A 17,002-nucleotide genomic window follows, 5' to 3' on the forward strand; every position below is an offset into this window, starting at 1 on the left:
CCTCGTGTTGTCAGGTGGTCCAGTGATTTCGACAGGAAGGGACGGATAACCGGTGTCGACGCCGTTCTATGTATCTCCTCAGCAGGCGATGGCCGACCGGGCGGAGTACGCCCGCAAGGGCATCGCGCGTGGCCGCAGCCTGGTGGTGCTGCAGTACGCCGACGGCATCGTGTTCGTCGGTGAGAATCCGTCCCGTGCGCTGCACAAGTTCAGCGAGATCTACGACCGGATCGGCTTCGCGGCCGCCGGCAAGTACAACGAGTACGAGAACCTGCGGATCGGTGGCGTGCGCTACGCCGACCTGCGGGGTTACACCTATGACCGTGACGATGTGACGGCGCGCGGTCTGGCCAACGTGTACGCCCAGACGCTGGGCACGATCTTCTCCAGCCAGGCCGAGAAGCCGTACGAGGTGGAGCTGGTCGTCGCGGAGGTCGGTGACAGCCCGGAGAACGACCAGATCTACCGGTTGCCGCACGACGGTTCGATCGTGGACGAGCACGGCTCGGTTGCGGTCGGGGGCAACGCGGAGCAGATCAGCGGGTATCTGGACCAGCGGCACCGGGACGGCATGACGCTGGCCGAGGCGCTGAAGCTGGCGGTGCAGGCGCTGTCCCGCGACACCAATGGGAGTGAGCGGGAGATTCCGGCGGAGCGGCTGGAGGTCGCGGTGCTGGACCGGACGCGTCCGCAGCAGCGCAAGTTCAAGCGTCTCGTGGGTGGCCAGTTGTCGCGGCTGCTGGAATCGGGCGCGGGCGCGGGTGAAGCCTCCGCGCAGGGCGGGTCCGAGGCCGACTCCGGCTCCGGCTCCGGGGCGGACGAGGAGTAGGCGCGCACCTCACCGGGGCGGGGCCGTTGATCCCCGTACCACCAGGCTGACCGGCAGGTCCCCCTTCTCGGGGGGCCTGCCTTCCAGTACCGCGAGCAGGGCTCGCATGCCTCGTTCGCCGAAGGCTTCCGCGTCGAGGCGGACGGTGGTGAGTTCGGGGTCGATGGCGGTGGCGAGGCCGAGGTCGTCGAGGCCGGTGACGGAGAGGTCGTCGGGGACGCGGAGTCCGGCGCGGCGGATGGCCTTGTAGGCGCCGGCCGCCAGTTTGTCGTCGTCGCAGACGAGTGCCGTGGGCCGGGGCCCGGGTGCGGCGAGGGCGGCTTCCGTGGCCTCCAGGGCGCCCTCGATCGAGATGGGCGCCCTGATCGTGCGCAGCAGGGTGCCGGGGGCGGCGTCGAGCCGTGAGGCCAGTTCGCGGGCGCGTACCTCGAAGGTCCAGGAGGGGATGTCGGCGGCGAGGTGGAGGAAGCTGCGGTGGCCCAGGCTCAGCAGGTGCTCGGTGACCTGGCGGATGCCGTCGGCGATGTCGAGGTTGACCGTGGCGGCGCCGAGGCTGCCCTCGGGGTCGCTGTCGAGCATGACCAGGGGGAGCTGGTCGCCGCGGATGGCGGTGAGGGCGTCGGCGGCCATGGAGGAGGCGATGACGCCGTCGAGTGCGGCCTGTGCGGAGGCGAAGGGGTCGCGGGCGGGGCCGACGCCTTCGGGTGAGGGGTAGAGGACGACTCCGAAGCCGTGTTGGGCGGCGACGCGTGCGGCGCCCGTGTAGACCTCGGCGAAGAATTCCGTGGTGAGGGCGGGGACGACGAGCAGGACGGTGCGGGTGCGGCCGAGACGCAGGTTCCGTGCGGCGAGATTGGGGCGGTAGCCCAGTTCGAGTGCGGCGTCGCGGACGCGCTGGGCCGTGGGTTCGGAGACGCGTCCGCGCCATTTGTCGCCGAGGACCAGGGAGACGGCTGCCTGGGAGACGCCGGCGGCCTGGGCGACGTCCCGGCTCGTGGGGCGGGTGCTGCCTCGTGCCACCGTTCGCCTGCGCTTTCGTCTGGACTGCTGAACAGGCGACATGGTACGTATGACAGCGGAAGTTATACGTAACACTTGTTGACGCCTGCTTGATCGAGGACGGGGAGGTGCGTCGTGGTCGCCGGGTATCTGGACATTCTCCGGGCGCGGCATGCCGTACGGCTGCTGGCCGGCACGCTGGTCGGGCGGTTGCCCAACGCGACCGCGGCGATCGCGATCGTGCTGTTCGTGCGGGCCGAGGGCGGTTCGTACAGCCTGGCGGGGGCGCTGGCGGCGGTGTACGGCGTCGCGAACGCCGTGGGGCAGCCGGTGCTGGGGCGGCTGGTGGACCTGCACGGGCAGCCGCGGGTGCAGTTGCCGGCGGCGGTGCTGTCGGCGCTGGCGATGGCCGTGTTCGCCTTCGCGGGTACCGGGGCGGCCGTGCTCGCGTATGCGGCCGTGGGGGCGGCGGGGCTGTTCACGCCGCCGCTGGAGGGCGGGCTGCGGGCGCTGTGGCCGAGTGTGCTGGGCAAGGAGGATCAGGTGCATACGGCGTACGCGATGGACGCCGTGGCGCAGGAGGTCATGTTCACCGTCGGGCCGCTGCTGGTGACGGTGTGCGTGTCGCTGTGGTCGCCGCAGGCGGCCCTGCTGGTGCTGAACGGCATCGGTGTGCTGGGCGCGCTGTCCGTGGTCGTGTCGCCGCCTTCGCGGGCGTGGCGGTCGGCGCCGCGGGAGGCGCACTGGCTGGGTGCGTTGCGGTCGGGCGGGCTGCTGGCGCTGCTGGGGGCCTTCCTGTTCATCGGGATGGCGCTCGGGTCGATCACGGTGGCCTCGGTGCCGTACGCGGACGAGCACGGTGGTGACGCCGTGTACGGGTGGCTGATGGCGGCGCTGGGGCTGGGTGCGCTGGTCGGGGGCGTGGTGTACGGGGCGCGGCGGTGGGCGGGTGAGCCGGCGCGGCGACTGCGGGTGCTGGTGGCCCTGCTGGCGGTCTGTTACCTGCCGTTGATGCTGATGCCGGGCGCGGTGGCCATGGTGCTGCTGACGGTCGTGGCGGGGGTGTTCCTGGCGCCGTGCATCGCGTGTGCGTTCGTCCTGGTGGATGTGCACGCGCCGAGGGGGACGGTGACGGAGGCGTTCTCGTGGCTGGTGACGACGTTCACGGTGGGTGCCTCGGTGGGTACGGGGCTGGCGGGGCCCGTCGTGGAGTACGGCGGGGCGCTGTGGGGTTTCGCGGTGCCGGGGGCGGCGGGGTGTGTCTCGCTGCTGGTGCTGGCGTGCACCGGGCGGGTCCTCGCAGCTCCGGTGCGGGGAGCGGTGGTTGCGGCTTCATCGGAAAATGATCCAAACCGTGCCGTCGAACCCCGTTTCAGTTCGGGTCATCAGGCGTAATGTTCAGTCATGGACCGCCGCATTTTCGGGCTGGAGAACGAGTACGGCGTCACGTGCACGTTCAGGGGACAGCGCCGCCTGTCGCCTGACGAGGTGGCGCGCTACCTCTTCCGCCGTGTCGTGTCATGGGGCCGCAGCAGCAACGTCTTTCTGCGCAATGGCGCCCGCCTGTATCTCGACGTGGGATCACATCCGGAATACGCGACACCCGAGTGTGACAACGTGACCGAACTCGTCACCCACGACAAGGCGGGCGAGCGCATTCTCGAAGGACTCCTGGTGGACGCCGAACGACGCCTGCACGAGGAGGGAATCGCGGGCGACGTCTACCTCTTCAAGAACAACACCGACTCCGCGGGCAACTCGTACGGTTGTCACGAGAATTATCTCGTGGCCCGGCACGGGGAGTTTTCGCGGCTGGCGGACATCCTGATTCCGTTCCTGGTGACGAGGCAGTTGCTCTGTGGTGCCGGCAAGGTGCTGCAGACGCCGCGCGGTGCGGTGTACTGCGTCAGTCAGCGGGCGGAGCACATCTGGGAGGGCGTCTCCTCGGCGACGACCCGGTCCCGGCCGATCATCAACACGCGTGACGAGCCGCACGCCGACGCGGAGCGCTACCGGCGGCTGCACGTCATCGTGGGCGACTCGAACATGTCGGAGACGACGATGCTGCTCAAGGTCGGTGCGACCGACCTGGTGCTGCGCATGATCGAGGCGGGCACGGTGATGCGGGACCTGACGCTGGAGAACCCGATCCGGGCGATCCGCGAGGTCAGCCACGACATCACCGGGCGGCGCAAGGTGCGCCTGGCCAGTGGCCGGGAGGCGTCCGCGCTGGAGGTGCAGCGGGAGTACTACGAGAAGGCCGTCGACTTCGTCGACCGCCGCGGTATCCGCACCGGCACGGTGGAGCGGGTGCTGGAGCTGTGGGGCCGCACGCTGGAGGCGATCGAGGCAGAGGACCTGGACCGCATCGACACCGAGATCGACTGGGTCATGAAGTACAAGCTCCTGGAGCGGTACCGGGCCAAGCACAACATGACCATGTCGCATCCGCGGGTCGCGCAGATAGACCTCGCCTACCACGACATCCACCGTCGTCGTGGGCTGTACTACCTGCTCGAGAAGAAGGGCCAGGCCGCCCGGGTCGCCAACGACTTGAAGATCTTCGAGGGCAAGTCCGTCCCGCCGCAGACCACTCGGGCCCGGCTGCGCGGCGACTTCATCCGGCGGGCCCAGGAGCAGCGCCGGGACTTCACGGTCGACTGGGTCCATCTCAAGCTCAACGACCAGGCGCAGCGCACCGTGTTGTGCAAGGACCCGTTCCGTTCGGTGGACGACCGGGTGGAGAAGCTGATCGCCGGGATGTGACCCCGCCGGGGTGAGAGCCGGGCTTTCCGCACGAAAGGGCGGAACGCCACACGGGCACCGTACGTTAGCCGTACGGTGCCCTTCTCACGCCGTAGAGTTGCGCGCACGCCAGCCATCAGGACCGACCCGACACCGATACGAGGCCCCCACCGTGCGCCGACGTTCCCTCCTCATCGCCGTCCCCGCGGGACTGGTCACGCTCGCCGCCTGCGGTGACGACTCCGGCTCATCGAGCGACGCGAGCGACAGCGCGTCTCCGCAGGCGTCGGCCGGCTCCGCGCCGCCGCCGAAGATCGTCGACGGTCCGCTGCCGGCGATCACCGCGGGGACGAAGTTCGGCGAGAAGCCGACCGTGGCCAAGGGCAGCGGCGAGCCCTCCAAGGACCTCGCGGTCAAGACGGTCGTCGCGGGCGGCGGCAAGGCCGTCGCGGAGGGCGACTTCATCGCGGCGCACTACCTGGGCCAGATCTGGCAGAGCGCGAAGGTCTTCGACAACTCCTACGACCGCAAGACCCCGCTCGTCATCCAGCTCGCCCAGGGCAGCATCATCGACGGCTGGCGGTACGCGCTCACCGGCAAGAAGACCGGCAGCCGCGTCGAGTTCTCCGTTCCGCCCACCTGGGGGTACGGCGAGCAGGGCAACGAGCAGGCGGGCATCAAGGGCGACGACACGCTGGTGTTCGTGGTCGACGTCCAGGACACCTTCAACGCCAGGAGCAGCGCCCAGGGCAAGAAGGTCCCGCAGGACGACGCGGCCCTGCCCAAGGTCGGCACCAACACCGACGGCAAGGCGCCCTCCATCGAGGTGCCGAAGGCCGACGCGCCGAAGAAGCTCGTCGCGGAGTACGTCCTGGAGGGGGACGGCGCCGAGGTCGGTGCCCAGGACAGTGTGCTCGTGCAGTACAAGGGTGTGCTGTGGGACGGCGGCAAGGAGTTCGACTCCACGTACGCCCGCAAGCAGCTGACGTCGTTCTCGCTGCAGCAGGTCGTCAAGGGCTGGTCGCAGGGGCTGACCGGCAAGAAGGTCGGCAGCCGCGTCCTCATCGTCGTCCCGCCGGACCTGGGCTACGGGGACAATCCGCCGGAGGGCAGCGGTATCGAGAAGGACTCCACGCTGGTCTTCTCCGTGGACATCCTCGCGAAGATGTGATGTCCGGGGATGTAAGACTTGGGCGTTGCCTTTCCGCAGACAAGCAGGAGCTGAACACGTGAGCATCGACAAGCCCGAGGTCGACTTCCCGGGCGGCGAGCCCCCGGCGGACCTCGAGATCAAGGACATCTGGGAGGGCGACGGCCCGGTTGCCGAGGCCGGTCAGACCGTGACCGTGCACTACGTGGGCGTGACCTTCAGCACGGGCGAGGAGTTCGACGCCAGCTGGAACCGCGGTACGCCGTTCCGCTTCCCGCTCGGCGGCGGCCGCGTCATCGCCGGCTGGGACCGGGGCGTGCAGGGCATGAAGGTCGGCGGCCGCCGCCAGCTGACCATCCCCGCGCACCTCGCCTATGGCGACCAGAGCCCCACCCCGGCGATCCCGCCCGGCTCGACGCTGATCTTCGTGGTCGATCTGCTCGGAGTCTGATCGAAGTCCGAACGGACGGCGATCAGAGCCGGTCACCTGGGGTCCATGCCTGTCCGGGCATGGGCCCTCGGCTTTTGCCGCGCCGCCGCGGGGCGGTACGGTCATCCGTCGTAAGCACCATAGGGAGAAGGGCGTCGATGGCCATTGCCAAGGCCGAGCGGCTGATGAACCTGGCGCTGTGTCTGCTCGGGACACGGCGGCCACTCAGCAAGCGCGAGCTGCGCGAGTCGGTCGAGGCCTACCTCGAGGCGGGCTCCGACGACTCCTTCAACCGCATGTTCGAGCGTGACAAGGACGACCTGCGCGAACTCGGACTGGTCATCGAGACCGTGGAGAGCCTGGACGGCGAGATCGGCTACCTGGCCCGCCGGGACAGCAACCGGCTGCCGCCCATCACCCTGGACGCCGAGGAGGCCGCCGCCCTGGGGCTGGCCGCGAAGGTGTGGCAGCAGGCGCGGCTCGCCGGGGCCGCGAGTGGCGCGCTGCAGAAGCTGCGGGCGGCCGGGCTGCCCGAGGACGTCGACCCGTACGAGGCGCACGGTGCGCTGGAGCCCCGTATCCCGGTGCACGAGGCGGCCTTCGAGCCGCTGATGCTGGCCTGCCGCGACCGCCGGCCGGTCGTTTTCGACTACCGCAAGGCGAACGCCGCCCACCCCGAGTCCCGGCATGTGGAGCCGTGGGCGCTGGAGTGCTGGCGCGGCCACTGGTACCTGGCGGGTTTCGACCGCGACCGGGGTGCGGAGCGGGTGTTCCGGCTGTCGCGGATCACGGGGAAGGTGCGCTCGCGCGGCGCGCGGTTCACCGCACCGGTGCCGGACGTCGTCACCGTGCGGGAGACGGTCGCCGGCTGGGCGGGGGAGACCGCCGACCGTTCCGCGCTGATCCGGCTGCGCACGGGCGCGGGGTACCCCCTTCGGGCGAAGGCCACCGGGGTGCGGGAACTCGGTGACGGCTGGGACGAGTTGGAGATTCCGTACGGGCACGGCCTGGACGCCTGGCTGGTGGAGTTCGGGCCGGACGTGGTGGTGCTGGAGCCGGCGGAGTTGCGTGCGGACGTGGTGGACCGGCTGCGTGCCGTCGCCAAGGGCTGAGGGGGAGCGGACAACACAGTGGCAGGCAAACCGGTCAGGCCCGTGAACGCCATCGACCAGACACGTCGGATGCTGTCCCTGGTGACGTATCTGCGCGAGCGCCCCGGGGCCCGCATCGAGGACGTGGCGCGTGCCTTCGGCATCACCGAGGACGAGCTGGTCTCCGACCTCGACGTGCTTCCGATGTGCGGCACCAGCTTCCGCGGCGGCGACCTCCTCGACATCGACACCGACGGCGAGCGCATCTGGTGGCACAATCCCGCCGCGCTGGGCGCGGACGCCGCCGAGCCGCTGCGGCTGGCCGCCGACGAGGCGACCGCGCTGCTGGTCGCAGCCCGGGCCGTGGCGACCCTGCCCGGGCTGCGCGAGAGCGACCGGCAGGCGCTGCTGCGGGCGACCGCGAAGGTGGAGACCTCCGCCGGGGAGGCCGCCGGCGCCAGCTCGCGCCTGTCCGTCACCTTCGAGTCCGAGGGCGGTGTCTTCGCCGACGTCGACCGGGCCATCTCGGAGCGCCGCCGGCTGTGGATCCGCTACTACTCGCCGGCCCGCGACGAGGTCACCGAGCGGGAGATCGACCCCATCCGGCTGGTCAGCGTCGGGCACACCTACGTGGAGGCGTGGTGCCGCCGCTCGGAGGCCCGGCGCACCTTCCGGCTGGACCGGGTGGCCGAGATCCGCATCCTGGACGAGCCGTCCGCGCCGCCGGAGGTGGAGCTGCGGGACCTGTCGGAGGGGCTGGTGCAGCCGGCCGCCGAGGATCCCGAGGTGGTCGTGGAGGTCGGCCCGGGCGGGCGCTGGGTGGCCGAGTACTACCCGCACGACAGCGCGGATGAACTTCCCGACGGCGGCCTGCGTATCACCCTGCGCACGCCCGACCCGGCCTCCCTGCGGAGGCTGGCGCTGCGGCTCGGGCGCGACGGGCGGATCGTCTCCCCGTCCGCGCTCGCCGACAGTGCCCGGCAGGCCGCCCGCGAGGCGCTGGCCGCGTACGACGGCGTGGAGGCGGCCGGGGAGCACGGCGACGCCGGGACGGTCGCCGGGGCCGGTGCGCGCCGGGGCGCCGGGGCGGTCGACGGGCGGCACGACAGGCAGGAGCGAGCACTGTGAGCGACCCCCTGGGACCGACGGGACCAGCAGGGACGCCCGGACCGTCCGGGCCGGGCATGACGGCGGCGACCGCGTTCGCCGGCATGAGACGTGTGTCACCGGTCGTCTTCAAGGCGGGCTGCCCGGAGTGCCGGGGCCGGTTCGAACTCGCCGCGAGCGCCCTGCGCCTGGCGATCGGCGCCACGAGCCGCACCACGTTCTACTCGTTCACCTGCCCCGACTGCGGGTCGGCCGTGCGCAAGCCGGCCGGGGAGCGGGTCGTGGAGCTGCTCACCGGCGGCGGGGTCAGGACGCTGCGGCTGCACTCCACCGTCTAGGGCCTGTCCGGCGGATCAGGTCGCAGGAAAGACGCGGCAACTCGTCGACGCTGGTGAGCGGGGTCTGGTGCGTGCAGCCGCAAGGCGGAGGAGGGCGTCGACGCGGAGCGTCGGCAACCGACGACAACGCCGCGGATGTGCGTGCCAGACCCCGCGTCTGTGGCATGATCCGCCGGACAGGCCCTAGTCTCGACCTCATGTTCTGGCCGATGTTCGCGGTTGCCGTGGGTTTCCTGGGTCTTGCCGTCCTCGCGGTGTTCGCCGTGAAGGTGTTCGTGGAGGCCGAGCGCCTCGGCCGGCAGGTGACGGACTCCGCCCGCCGGATCAGCCGTGCCGCGGAGGACCTGGAGCGGGCGACCGAGAGCGCCGCCCGTGCCGTGGACGCCTTGTGACCGTGTGAACCCCACCGCGGGTCGGCTCCGGTGCCCCGACGGGCGGGTGTGAGTTATGTTTTGGGACACTTCGCCCTGTCACCTCACGGGTTTCGGACGGTACGCTGCTGGTCGCGGCCAGGAAAACGAGGCCCGGTCGCGGACGGGAGTACGCACGGGGATTGCCTCGCGTTCACCCCTGAGCGTTACGATCGCTGCACAACACGATCGATCGGACACCTGTCCGACCGGTCGGACAGCACCCCCACCCAGCCGCCTCGGTGAGAAGGTAAAGACTTATGTTCGGAAGGCTCGGCGCCCCCGAGATCATTCTCATCCTCGTCGTCATCATCCTGCTGTTCGGCGCGAAGAAGCTTCCGGACATGGCGCGGTCGCTCGGCAAGTCGGCGCGCATCCTCAAGAGCGAGGCCAAGGCGATGAAGAGCGAGGGCAAGTCCGACGAGGCCGCCCCCGCCGACCCGCCGAACCCGGAGCAGTCCGCGGCGCAGCGCACCATCCAGGCCGCCCCCGGCGACGTGACCAGCTCCCGGCCGGTCACCGAGCCGACGGACACGACCAAGCGCTGACGCAGGGCCGGTGACCTCCGGCCCGCCGCACGAGATGGGAACGTGGGTTGCTGAAGTCTGCCCGCAACAAGGAGAAGGATCCCGAGGGGCGGATGCCGCTCGCGGAGCACCTTCGTGAGCTCCGCAACCGGCTCGCGAAGGCGTTGCTGGCCATCGTCGTCGTCACCGTGGCCGCCGCCTTCTTCTATCAGGAGATCATCAACCTCCTCACCGAGCCGATCCTCGAGTCGATCGGCTGCGACAAGTCGTTCGCGGAGCTGGCCCAGTCGAAGGCCGGCTCGGAGCCGTGCGCGCAGATCACCATCAACGGTCTGCTCGGCCCGTTCACCCTGGCGCTGAAGGTGTCCCTGACGGCCGGTGTCGTGCTGGCCTCGCCGGTCTGGCTCTACCAGCTGTGGGCGTTCGTCGCCCCGGGCCTGCACCGGAACGAGAAGAAGTACGCCTACGCGTTCGTCGCCACCGGCGCCCCGCTGTTCCTCGTCGGCGCCTACTTCGCCTACGCGGTGCTGCCCACCTCGGCGAAGGTGCTGATCGAGTTCACCCCGAACGACGTCGACAACCTGCTGCCGCTGGACGAACTGCTCGACCTCGTCACGCGCATGGTGCTCGTCTTCGGCCTCTCCTTCGAGCTGCCCCTGCTGCTGGTGATGCTCAACTTCACCGGCGTGCTCACGGGCAAGCGGATGCTCGGCTGGTGGCGCGCGATGATCATGGGGATCACGCTGTTCGCGGCCATCGCCACGCCCAGCACGGACCCCCTGACCATGCTCATGCTGGCCGGGCCGATCTGGGTGCTGTACTTCGGCGCGGTCACCGTCGCGCTGCTGAACGACCGCCGCAAGGCCCGTCGCGAGGCCCTGGAGCCCGACGACGACGAGGCGTCCGAGCTGGACCTCACCCCCGAGGCCATCGGCGAGGTCGAGGCCGTGACCACCGCCCGCGCCCTGCCCGAGCAGGCCACCACGGACCGGGTCAACGGGTACGACGACGTGACCTGAGGGAAGCCGGGGCGGTGACCGCAGGCGTCGCCGCCCCCACGGGACCTCCCGAGGACCCCACCGCGCCCCGCGGCCCCCCGCACGGCCGATCCGGATAATGATCGTCCTGTTGTCAGTGCGGCCCGGTACGCTCGAAAGCACGATGACAGAGGATCTCTCACCGGCCGAGCGGTACGCGGCAGCCCGTCAGCGCGCTGTCGAGCAGGCCACCGCGCTCGCCACCTTCCGCGAGATGTACGACTTCGGCCTCGACCCCTTCCAGATCGAGGCCTGTCAGGCGCTCGAGGCGGGCAAGGGCGTGCTGGTGGCCGCGCCCACCGGCTCCGGCAAGACGATCGTCGGCGAGTTCGCCGTCCACCTCGCCCTCCAGCAGGGCCGGAAGTGCTTCTACACGACGCCCATCAAGGCGCTGTCCAACCAGAAGTACGCCGACCTGTGCCGCCGCTACGGCGCGGACAAAGTGGGCCTGCTCACCGGCGACAACAGCGTGAACTCGGAGGCACCGGTGGTCGTCATGACCACCGAGGTCCTGCGGAACATGCTGTACGCGGGCTCGCAGACCCTCCTCGGCCTCGGGTACGTGGTCATGGACGAGGTGCACTACCTCTCCGACCGCTTCCGCGGCGCCGTCTGGGAGGAGGTGATCATCCACCTGCCCGAGTCGGTGACCCTGGTGTCACTGTCGGCGACCGTGTCCAACGCGGAGGAGTTCGGCGACTGGCTCGACACCGTGCGCGGCGACACCCAGGTGATCGTCTCCGAGCACCGGCCCGTGCCGCTGTTCCAGCACGTGCTGGCCGGCCGCCGCATGTACGACCTGTTCGAGGAGGCCGAGGGCCACAAGAAGGCCGTCAACCCCGACCTGACGCGCATGGCGCGCCTGGAGGCGAGCCGCCCGTCCTACCAGGACCGCAGGCGTGGCCGCGCCATGAAGGAGGCCGACCGGGAGCGGGAGCGCAGACAGCGCTCGCGCATCTGGACGCCGAGCAGGCCCGAGGTCATCGAGCGGCTGGACTCCGAGGGGCTGCTGCCCGCGATCACCTTCATCTTCAGCCGGGCCGGCTGCGAGGCCGCCGTCCAGCAGTGCCTGTACGCAGGCCTCAGGCTCAACGACGAGGGTGCCCGGGAGCAGGTCCGGGCCCTGGTCCAGGAGCGCACCGCCTCCATCCCTCGCGAGGACCTGCACGTCCTGGGCTACTACGAGTGGCTGGAAGGGCTGGAGCGCGGCATCGCCGCCCACCACGCGGGCATGCTGCCCACCTTCAAGGAGGTCGTCGAGGAGCTGTTCGTCCGCGGCCTGGTCAAGGCCGTCTTCGCGACCGAGACCCTCGCCCTCGGCATCAACATGCCCGCCCGCTCGGTCGTCCTCGAGAAGCTCGTCAAGTGGAACGGCGAGCAGCACGCCGACATCACCCCCGGCGAGTTCACCCAGCTCACCGGCCGGGCCGGCCGGCGCGGCATCGATGTCGAGGGGCACGCCGTGGTGCTGTGGCAGCGCGGCATGAACCCCGAACACCTCGCGGGACTGGCCGGTACCCGCACGTACCCGCTGCGCTCCAGCTTCAAGCCGTCGTACAACATGGCGGTCAACCTGGTCGAGCAGTTCGGCCGGCACCGCTCGCGGGAGCTGCTGGAGACGTCCTTCGCGCAGTTCCAGGCCGACAAGTCGGTCGTCGGCATCTCCCGCCAGGTGCAGCGCAACGAGGAGGGCCTGGAGGGCTACAAGGCCTCCATGACCTGCCACCTCGGCGACTTCGACGCGTACGCCCGGCTGCGCCGCGAGCTGAAGGACCGCGAGCAGGAGCTGGCCCGGCAGGGCGCCAACCAGCGGCGTGCCGAGGCGGCCGTGGCGCTGGAGAAGCTGAAGCCGGGCGACGTCATCCACGTGCCCACGGGCAAGTACGCGGGCCTCGCCCTCGTCCTCGACCCGGGGCTGCCCGCCGGGAGGTCCAACGGCCACCGCGGCTTCGACCACCACGACGGGCCCCGCCCGCTGGTGCTGACCGCCGAGCGGCAGGTCAAGCGGCTGGCATCGATCGACTTCCCGGTGCCCGTCGAGGCGCTGGACCGGATGCGGATCCCGAAGTCCTTCAACCCGCGCTCGCCGCAGTCCCGCCGCGATCTCGCTTCCGCGCTGCGCACCAAGGCCGGGCACATCCCGCCGGAGCGGGCCCGCAAGAAGCGCTCCCAGGCCGCCGACGACCGGGAGATCGCCCGGCTGCGCAAGGCGATCCGCGCCCACCCCTGCCACGGCTGCGACGACCGCGAGGACCACGCCCGCTGGGCCGAGCGCTACCACCGGCTGCTGCGCGACACCTCGCAGCTGGAGCGCAGGATCGAGGGCCGGACCAACACCATCGCCCGCACCTTCGACCGGATCGTGGCGCTGCTGACCGAGCTGGACTACCTGCGCGGCGACGAGGTCACCGAGCACGGCAAGCGCCTCGCGCGGCTCTACGGCGAGCTGGACCTTCTCGCCAGCGAGTGCCTGCGCGAGGGCGTGTGGGAGGGGCTGTCCCCGGCCGAGCTGGCCGCCTGCGTCTCCGCGCTGGTCTACGAGTCCCGGGCCGCCGACGAGGCGATGGCGCCGAAGGTGCCCTCGGGCAAGGCGAAGGCCGCGCTCGGCGAGACGGTCCGGATCTGGGGCCGGCTCGACGCCCTGGAGGAGGACTTCCGGATCAGCCAGACCGAGGGCGTGGGCCAGCGCGAACCCGACCTCGGCTTCGCCTGGGCGGCGTACATGTGGGCGTCCGGCAAGGGGCTGGACGAGGTGCTGCGCGAGGCGGAGATGCCGGCCGGTGACTTCGTGCGCTGGTGCAAGCAGGTCATCGACGTCCTCGGCCAGATCGCGGCCGCCGCGCCCGGCGCGGGCTCCACCGTCCCGAAGAACGCGCGCAAGGCCGTCGACGAGCTGCTGCGCGGAGTGGTCGCCTACTCGTCCGTGGGCTGACCCCGGCCCCGACACCCCACAGGCCCGGCGGGAATCCCCGCCGGGCCGCACGCGTTCCCGGCCGCCCCGGGCGGCCCCTTCGCTCATCACGGTGAGTGATTTTCGTACACCTTGAGGGCGCTACTCCATGTGTTCGAACGACTCCCCGGCGTGCAAATGGGCCCGACCATACTCCAGTCCCCGGGCCCGTTTCAGGTGCTTGCCGAATATGACACAGCGATGATCCCACCGGACTAAGCTCGCCCGCAGCGCACCGAGTTGAGGTGTAATCGCGCGCTTGTTCCCAATGCGCCGAAGATCCCGACAACTCCCAGACATACCCCGCCGCAAGCATCCCCATCCCCGCCTATTCGTTTTCAGAGGGCCTACATGGTGAGTGTTGATTCCCCTCCAGGTCGCCGCGAACTTCCCTACGCGCGCGTGCTGTTGCTGCCGGCCATACTGATGGCCGCGGCCACCGGGGCCGCCGTCGCCCTCGTGACGGAACCGGCCCGGCTCGCCGTCGGCCTGTGCGGCGGCCTCGCCATCGTCCTGGTGCTCGTCGCGGCCGCCGAAGCCGTACGCCGCGGCCGCATGCTGCGGACCCTGCGCGCCGAGCACGCCCGTCACAGCGCGTATCTGGAACACCGGGCCGCGGGCCACCACGACGAGATGGTCCGCCTCGGCGCCGAGGTCATCCCGAACGTCCTGCACTTCATGCGCCGGGGCGCCACACCCCGCGAGGTGATGAACCGCCTCGGCGAGGTCGACCCCTCCTACCCGGAACTGGGCGAGCCCCAGCGCGAGCTGATCCGGATGGTCTGCGAGATCGTCGACCACGAGGACTCCATGCGCGAGTCCGCCGAGCGTTCCTTCGTCGACATCGCCCGCCGCGTCCAGGCGATCGTCCACCAGCAGCAGAAGGAACTCCGCGAGATGGAGGAGGACCACGGGCGCAACCCCGAGGTCTTCGACGACCTCCTGCGCATCGACCACGGCACCTCCCTGATCGGCCGCCTCGCCGACTCCATCTCCGTCATCGGCGGCGGCCGGCCCGGACGCCAGTGGCCCGAGCCGGTCGCCCTCTACAGCGTGCTGCGCGGCGCCATGTCCCGGATCCTGGAGTACCGCCGGATCAACCTGGCCTCCATCGCCAAGGTCAACATCAAGGGCACCGCGGTCGAACCGGTCATCCACGCCGCCGCGGAACTCCTCGACAACGCCACCCGCTACTCGCCGCCCGCGGCCAAGGTGCACGTCACCGCGACCGAGGTGCAGAGCGGTGTGTGCATCGAGATCGAGGACGCCGGCGTCAGCCTCAGCGAGGAGTCCCGCGGCCGCATCGAGGGCCTGCTCGAACAGGCCAAACGCGGCACCGACGTGCAGGACCTCGCCCAGCACCCGCGCCTGGGCCTGTCCGTGGTCGGACGGCTGTGCACGCAGTTCGGCATGGACGTCTCGCTGCGCGCCTCCGCGTACGGCGGCGTCCGCGCCATCCTCATCGTGCCCAGCAAGATGATGACCACCGAGCCGGGCGTCGGCCTCGCCCACGGCATCGGCGCCACCTCCATCCCCACCCCCGGCCCCGACGCCCTGCCCGGACCGCAGCGCAAGCCCAAGAAGCGCCGCCCCACCAGCCCGCGGATCCCCGCCACCGTCTCCCTGGAGGACGACGTCCCCGAGGTGACCGAATGGACGGCGGGCGGCCTGCCACAGCGCCGCAGCCGGGTCAAGATGCCGCTCAGCCAGCGCCTCGCCGAGCAGGCGGCCTGGGAGCGGGAGGACGCCGAACGCGAGGCCCGCCAGGCGGCGGAACGCGCCCGCAACGGCATCCCGGCGCCCGCGGACCCGGAGCCCCAACAGGACAAGGACCAGGGCGGCCTGCCGCCGGGTCACTTCATCGGCGCCTTCTGGGAGGGCCTCAAGCAGCACCCGGGCACCACCCACCAGCAGTCCAGCAGCAGCGAGCCGGCCCACGCCCCGGCAGACGACGAGGGGAACCTCAAGTGATCGAGCAGCAAGGCAAGTTCGACTGGATGCTCCGGGACCTCTACGACGGCGTCCCGGGCATCGAGATGATCGTGGTGCTCTCCGCCGACGGCCTGCGCATCGCCCGCTACTCCGGCGACCCCGACGCCGCCGACCGCGTCGCCGCAGCCTGCGCCGGACTGCAGAGCCTCGCCAGCGCCGTCAGCCAGGAGATCCCCACCAGCGACGGCGACATGAAGATGGTGCTCATCGAGATGAACGGCGGCTACTTCTACCTGATGGCCGCAGGCCCCAACGCCTACCTCGCCGTCCTCTCCGACGTCCGCTGCGAACCCGGCCGGATGGGCCTGAGCATGGCCGACCTGGTCGCCCGGATCGGACCCCACCTCACCAGTCCCGCACGGCGCAACGGGCAGACCGTATGACTCCTCCCCAGCGCCAGAGGCGAACCCCCGGGCCGGACGGCCCCGCCGCGCCGGCCCCCGACGGCGCACCGGCCAAGGAGGGCGAACTCCGCAACCCCGAGCGGCTCTTCGTCATCGGCGGCGAAGGGGGCGGCGAACGCGCCGACATCGACCTCGTCACCCTGATCGTGGCCCGCGCCGACCCCCCGGTCTCCGCCACCCCGGAGCAGGCCGCCCTGCTGCGGCTGTGCGCGGCCCCCCTGTCCACAGCCGAGCTGTCGGCCTACCTGGGCCTGCCGTTCAGCGTGGTGACCGTGCTGCTCACCGACCTGCTGGCGAAGGAGCTGGTGCAGGCCCGCGCCCCGATCGTCCGCCAGAAGGTCGCCGACCGAAACCTCCTCGAAGCGGTGATGCATGGACTTCAAAAGCTCTGACACGATCCCGGGCCCACGCACCGAGGACCGGCTGCCCCACACCGCCGAGGCCGCCGTGAAGATCGTCATCGTGGGCGGCTTCGGGGTCGGCAAGACCACGATGGTCGGCTCGGTCAGCGAGATCAGACCGCTGACCACCGAGGAGACCATGACCCAGGCCGGCATCGGCGTCGACGACAACTACGGCTCCGCCTCCAAGACGGCCACCACCGTCGCCATGGACTTCGGCCGCATCAGCATCACCGACGAACTGGTGCTGTACCTCTTCGGCACGCCCGGCCAGGAACGCTTCTGGTTCCTGTGGAACGGCCTGTTCGAGGGCGCCCTCGGCGCGGTCGTCCTCGTCGACACCCGCCGCCTGGAGGTCAGCTTCGACGTCATGGGACGCCTGGAGGAGCGCGGCGTGCCCTTCGTGGTCGCCGTCAACACCTTCCCCGACGCGCCCCGTTACCCCATGGCGGAGCTGCGCACCGCGCTCGACCTGCCCGAGGAGATCCCCATCCTCGACTGCGACGTGCGGCGCCGGGCCTCCAGCCGGGACGTGCTGATGACCCTGATGCGCTTCCTGCACGCCCTCGCCATGAAGGGCGCGCTGACCTGA

The 17,002-nt window shown here is 70.8% G+C and carries 17 protein-coding genes; 16 read left to right on the forward strand and 1 reads right to left on the reverse strand.

Going from position 1 to position 17,002, the window contains the following annotated elements; all coding sequences use genetic code 11:
* Positions 1-52 precede the first annotated feature (52 nt).
* A complete protein-coding gene (prcA, locus tag D1J63_RS29550) occupies positions 53-829 on the forward strand; it encodes a proteasome subunit alpha (RefSeq protein ID WP_125633048.1) in 777 nt (258 codons plus the stop codon).
* A gap of 9 nt (positions 830-838) precedes the next feature.
* Here the strand turns inward: prcA and D1J63_RS29555 are convergent, their stop codons facing one another.
* Positions 839-1,849: a LacI family DNA-binding transcriptional regulator gene (locus D1J63_RS29555; RefSeq protein ID WP_164713029.1), complete on the reverse strand. Its 1,011-nt coding sequence runs from the start codon at positions 1,847-1,849 to the stop codon at positions 839-841.
* 114 nt (positions 1,850-1,963) lie between these two features.
* Here D1J63_RS29555 and D1J63_RS29560 point away from each other — a divergent pair, with 114 nt between their 5' ends.
* From D1J63_RS29560 to D1J63_RS29630, 15 genes are all read left to right on the forward strand, one after another.
* Entirely contained in the window at positions 1,964-3,223 is a 1,260-nt protein-coding gene (locus tag D1J63_RS29560) for an MFS transporter (RefSeq protein WP_102932334.1), read from the forward strand.
* A gap of 9 nt (positions 3,224-3,232) precedes the next feature.
* Entirely contained in the window at positions 3,233-4,594 is a 1,362-nt protein-coding gene (gene pafA, locus D1J63_RS29565) for a Pup--protein ligase (RefSeq protein WP_061445640.1), read from the forward strand.
* Between the two features lie 151 nt (positions 4,595-4,745).
* Positions 4,746-5,744, forward strand: a complete 999-nt coding sequence (locus tag D1J63_RS29570) for an FKBP-type peptidyl-prolyl cis-trans isomerase (protein WP_125633052.1) — start codon at positions 4,746-4,748, stop codon at positions 5,742-5,744.
* A 58-nt stretch (positions 5,745-5,802) separates the two neighbouring features.
* On the forward strand, positions 5,803-6,174 hold the full coding sequence (locus D1J63_RS29575) for an FKBP-type peptidyl-prolyl cis-trans isomerase (RefSeq protein ID WP_102932332.1): 372 nt from the start codon (positions 5,803-5,805) through the stop codon (positions 6,172-6,174).
* Positions 6,175-6,311: 137 nt separating this feature from the next.
* The gene (locus tag D1J63_RS29580) at positions 6,312-7,265 is read left to right on the forward strand and encodes a WYL domain-containing protein (RefSeq protein ID WP_102932331.1); all 954 of its coding nucleotides are present in this window, start codon (positions 6,312-6,314) and stop codon (positions 7,263-7,265) included.
* 18 nt (positions 7,266-7,283) lie between these two features.
* Entirely contained in the window at positions 7,284-8,372 is a 1,089-nt protein-coding gene (locus D1J63_RS29585) for a WYL domain-containing protein (protein ID WP_125633054.1), read from the forward strand.
* 56 nt (positions 8,373-8,428) lie between these two features.
* Positions 8,429-8,689, forward strand: a complete 261-nt coding sequence (locus D1J63_RS29590) for a hypothetical protein (RefSeq protein WP_061445645.1) — start codon at positions 8,429-8,431, stop codon at positions 8,687-8,689.
* 197 nt (positions 8,690-8,886) lie between these two features.
* Complete coding sequence (locus D1J63_RS29595; protein ID WP_052837748.1) at positions 8,887-9,081, forward strand: hypothetical protein; 195 nt, start codon at positions 8,887-8,889, stop codon at positions 9,079-9,081.
* A gap of 278 nt (positions 9,082-9,359) precedes the next feature.
* Entirely contained in the window at positions 9,360-9,647 is a 288-nt protein-coding gene (tatA, locus tag D1J63_RS29600; protein WP_102930518.1) for a Sec-independent protein translocase subunit TatA, read from the forward strand.
* Positions 9,648-9,694: 47 nt separating this feature from the next.
* On the forward strand, positions 9,695-10,645 hold the full coding sequence (gene tatC / locus D1J63_RS29605; RefSeq protein ID WP_102930519.1) for a twin-arginine translocase subunit TatC: 951 nt from the start codon (positions 9,695-9,697) through the stop codon (positions 10,643-10,645).
* A 97-nt stretch (positions 10,646-10,742) separates the two neighbouring features.
* Positions 10,743-13,595, forward strand: coding sequence for a DEAD/DEAH box helicase (locus D1J63_RS29610; RefSeq protein WP_125633056.1), 2,853 nt, complete (start codon positions 10,743-10,745; stop codon positions 13,593-13,595).
* Positions 13,596-13,964: 369 nt separating this feature from the next.
* On the forward strand, positions 13,965-15,584 hold the full coding sequence (locus D1J63_RS29615) for an ATP-binding protein (RefSeq protein WP_125633058.1): 1,620 nt from the start codon (positions 13,965-13,967) through the stop codon (positions 15,582-15,584).
* Positions 15,581-15,988, forward strand: coding sequence for a roadblock/LC7 domain-containing protein (locus D1J63_RS29620; RefSeq protein WP_003977197.1), 408 nt, complete (start codon positions 15,581-15,583; stop codon positions 15,986-15,988). The genes D1J63_RS29615 and D1J63_RS29620 overlap by 4 nt, the downstream gene beginning before the upstream one ends.
* The gene (locus D1J63_RS29625; protein ID WP_125633060.1) at positions 15,985-16,401 is read left to right on the forward strand and encodes a DUF742 domain-containing protein; all 417 of its coding nucleotides are present in this window, start codon (positions 15,985-15,987) and stop codon (positions 16,399-16,401) included. The genes D1J63_RS29620 and D1J63_RS29625 overlap by 4 nt, the downstream gene beginning before the upstream one ends.
* Entirely contained in the window at positions 16,382-17,002 is a 621-nt protein-coding gene (locus D1J63_RS29630) for an ATP/GTP-binding protein (RefSeq protein ID WP_061445651.1), read from the forward strand. Before D1J63_RS29625 ends, D1J63_RS29630 begins: the two co-directional genes overlap by 20 nt.

The organism is Streptomyces sp. KPB2 (assembly GCF_003950055.1).
GTDB lineage: Bacteria > Actinomycetota > Actinomycetes > Streptomycetales > Streptomycetaceae > Streptomyces > Streptomyces salinarius.